General features: G+C 46.2%; 3 protein-coding genes. 2 read left to right on the forward strand and 1 reads right to left on the reverse strand.

Going from position 1 to position 3311, the window contains the following annotated elements; genetic code table 11:
• Positions 1-386: 386 nt before the first annotated feature.
• Positions 387-935 carry a D-glycero-beta-D-manno-heptose 1,7-bisphosphate 7-phosphatase gene (gene gmhB, locus FW758_RS24055; protein WP_446446772.1) on the reverse strand — a complete coding sequence of 183 codons (549 nt, stop codon included), beginning with the start codon at positions 933-935 and terminating at the stop codon, positions 387-389.
• 468 nt (positions 936-1403) lie between these two features.
• Between gmhB and FW758_RS24060 the strand changes: the two genes are divergently transcribed.
• Positions 1404-2075, forward strand: coding sequence for a GntR family transcriptional regulator (locus FW758_RS24060; protein ID WP_006082136.1), 672 nt, complete (start codon positions 1404-1406; stop codon positions 2073-2075).
• Positions 2076-2166: 91 nt separating this feature from the next.
• Positions 2167-3234 (forward strand): ketoacyl-ACP synthase III, encoded by a 1068-nt coding sequence (locus FW758_RS24065; protein ID WP_006082137.1) that lies wholly within the window; start codon positions 2167-2169, stop codon positions 3232-3234.
• Positions 3235-3311 lie beyond the last annotated feature (77 nt).

The raw sequence follows: 3311 nt of genomic DNA on the forward strand, positions 1-3311 counted from the left end.
ATGGTTAGCAGCTTATTCAGCGTTTAACCGTTGACCCCGCTGGGTCAGTGGATGCGCATTATAGGGATGTCAGATTTTACCGCAACCCCTTTGGCGCGAATAATTACGAAAAACGACTCAAGCGCACACTTTTTAAACTAAAAGTGTGTTTTAACGCCAATATTATCGAATTTGTGCTGAGTTATGGGGAAAGATGAGGTAAACCCAGCGCTAGAAATGACAAGAGCCAACCTATTGGTTAGCTCTTTATTCAATGTTGGATCGCTTTTAACGCAAACTCTCATCCAACAAGAGCGGCAACTCGCGCTACTGGTTACTGTGATAGTTGCTGCTTGAGATGAACTTATCAGCAAATGTTTATCTGCTTATAAGTAGTAGTGCAGCGACTAGCCCAGGCTTTTTAAGTAAGCTGGCACATCGGCAATACTGCCCAGTACCACAGTCGCATCGCTGTCATCAGCAATAACCTTACCACTGCGCACTAATATGCGAGTGGTCACGCCCGCCGCTTTCGCTGCCTGCATATCTTCGGCTTTGTCGCCAACCATGACTGAGTGCACTAAGTCGATGTTCAAGAATTGCGCCGCATCATTGAGCATACCCGGCTTAGGTTTACGGCAATCACAGTCGGCCTTATATTCCCCTATGCCATTTTCAGCATGGTGCGGGCAATAGTAGATACCGTCGAGTTCAACGCCTTTGTCGGCAAAGTTCCAATCCATCCACTCCGTTAAGCTGTGGAATTGATCTTCTGTATACATACCACGGGCAATACCAGATTGATTAGTGACGACAACTAACTTGTAGCCCATTTCCTTCAAAGAGAGGCAAGATTCAAACACACCTTCGATATATTCGAAGTCATCCACTAAGTGGACATAACCATGATCTTTGTTAATCACGCCATCACGGTCTAAAAATACTGCTCGACTCACTGTAATACTCCAAAATCGCCTAAGGCGTTATCGCGCTATTATTCCATTCATTATCAGAAATTGCACCGCGAAGTTGTGCTTTTAGCGCTAAATTGAGCGTTAGTGATACTTATCGCTAGATGCGGATAACACCTTGCCCCGAGAGTCTCAATGTATGAAAAATCTTATCCTGTTAAATCAAAGTCCTTGGGCAACATATTTAACAGTTGTACCAGACTCAACCGACTAGTCGAAGTACTTCATTGCAGTAGATAAACAGCGCACTTAGGAAAATGATGGCTGTCGCATTAAAGATTGTTTCCAAGAAAGGCGCATAATTGAGAGAGCTAAAACCATCAAAACCCTCGCCGTTTGGGCATTGTTAATCCCTAAGATGCACCACTCAATCAAGCATTCCCCTTTATTTGTGGTGTTTTTAACGGTAATCTTGGGCAGATAACGAGAAAATACCCGAAATAGACGGAAATAATGAGTCGAACTACGCCTATAGTCCACAAAACCCGCACCCAGTTAGTTGTTGAAGTGCTCAGAGAGAGAATTCTTTCAGGTGACATAGCCGCAGGAGAACCACTCAGACAAAGTGCGTTGGCTGAAGCGTTAAATGTCAGCCGCATTCCGGTGAGAGAAGCCTTATTGCAACTCGAAGCCGAAGGACTCGTTAAGTTTGAGCCCCATAAAGGTGCAACGGCGACCGTGTTATCCGTCGAGCAAGTCACCGAACTTTTTGAATTACGTGCCATGATCGAAACCGATCTGCTCGCTAAGGCGATCCCACTGCTTCAAGAAGCTGATTTAGAAAAAGCAGAACGTGTACTCGAACAATTGGAGTCGGCCTTCAAACATGAAGATGCCGTTGCCAGTTGGAGCGAGTTGAATACGCAATTTCACACTTGCTTATATCAGGCGGCTAATCGCCCACACACCCTTGAGGTTGTTCACGGCCTCAATACTAATTGTGATAGATACATTCGTTTGCAGTTATTGCTCGCGGGGGGGATTCCTGCTGCAGAGCATGAGCACAGAGCTTTGCTCAACCACTGCAAACTGAGAGAAACAGAAAAAGCGACGGCGCTACTGCGCCATCATATTCTGCATGCCGCAATGACAATTCGAGATCTCGTCGCCAAACAGGTGGTCTAGATCACGGACGGCCATTAGAGTTGCCGATAAGCTTTGTTGTCGATTCAAGGCAGCGCTCAGGTTCTGCCTTTTTTATTTGAGAGAAACCACCATGCAGTACGCCACTATCACAGGTTGGGGCAAATGTGTTCCACCAGCCACTCTGACCAACGATGATCTTGCGACCTTTATCGAGACATCCGATGAATGGATTAAATCTCGCACCGGCATCAGCCAGCGCCATATCAGTCATGTTAACACCTCTGAACTCGCTTCAGTTGCAGCACAACGCGCGCTCGCAGCTGCGGGTATCGATGGCAGTGAAATCGACATGATCATTCTGGCCAGCGCCAGCCCAGACACTTTGATCCCGAATATCGCATCAACTGTACAAGCTAATATTGGCGCCAGTTGTGCCGCGTTCGACATCAATGCAGCCTGCAGTGGCTTCTTATATGGCTTAGGTTTAGCCAGCTCACAAATCAAGAGTGGTCAGAGCAAGAAAGTATTGGTGATTGGTGCCGAGCGTCTCTCTTTCTATTTAGATTGGTCACGCCGCGAAACTGCCGTGTTATTCGGTGATGGCGCAGGTGCCGTTGTCGTTGAAGCAACAGATGTTGCCGGTGGCGTGCTCGGTTATGAGCTGAATAACGATCCTGAAGGTCGTGACATTCTTAAAGCTGGCTTTGGTACGGCGATGGACAGATTCTCTGCCGAGTCATTGGATTTCTTTATTGAATTCGATGGCCAAGAAATCTTCAAACGCGCGATTAACGGCATGAACAAGTTAAGCACTAAAGTGCTTGAAAAATGTGGCGTTGATAAAGATGAAGTGGATCTAGTTATCCCGCATCAAGCCAACGAGCGCATTATCGATACCTTAGTCAGTCGGATGAAAATTCCGAAAGAAAAAGCCTTCGTTAACATTGCCAATTATGGCAATACCTCGGCAGCAACCATTCCAATTGCGATTTGTGATGCGTTAGAGCAAGGCGTGATTAAGCCGAATCAAACCATACTCTCTTGTGCCTTTGGTGCCGGCTTAACCTCTGCCGCACTCTTGCTGCAATGGGGCGATCGCGTGACGCCTATCAATATCAGTGATGCCGAGTTACCGCCTTGCGATAAAACGGGCATAGAGTTAGTTAAACGCGCTGTGGATTATTTTTGTAAGCCGTAAACGGTTTTTGCAAAACGACAATATCGTGTTTTACTAAGACAAAAAGCCATCTTAATCGATGGCTTTTTTAGTTTATG

The sequence above is a fragment of the Shewanella sp. 1180_01 genome (assembly GCF_052850535.1).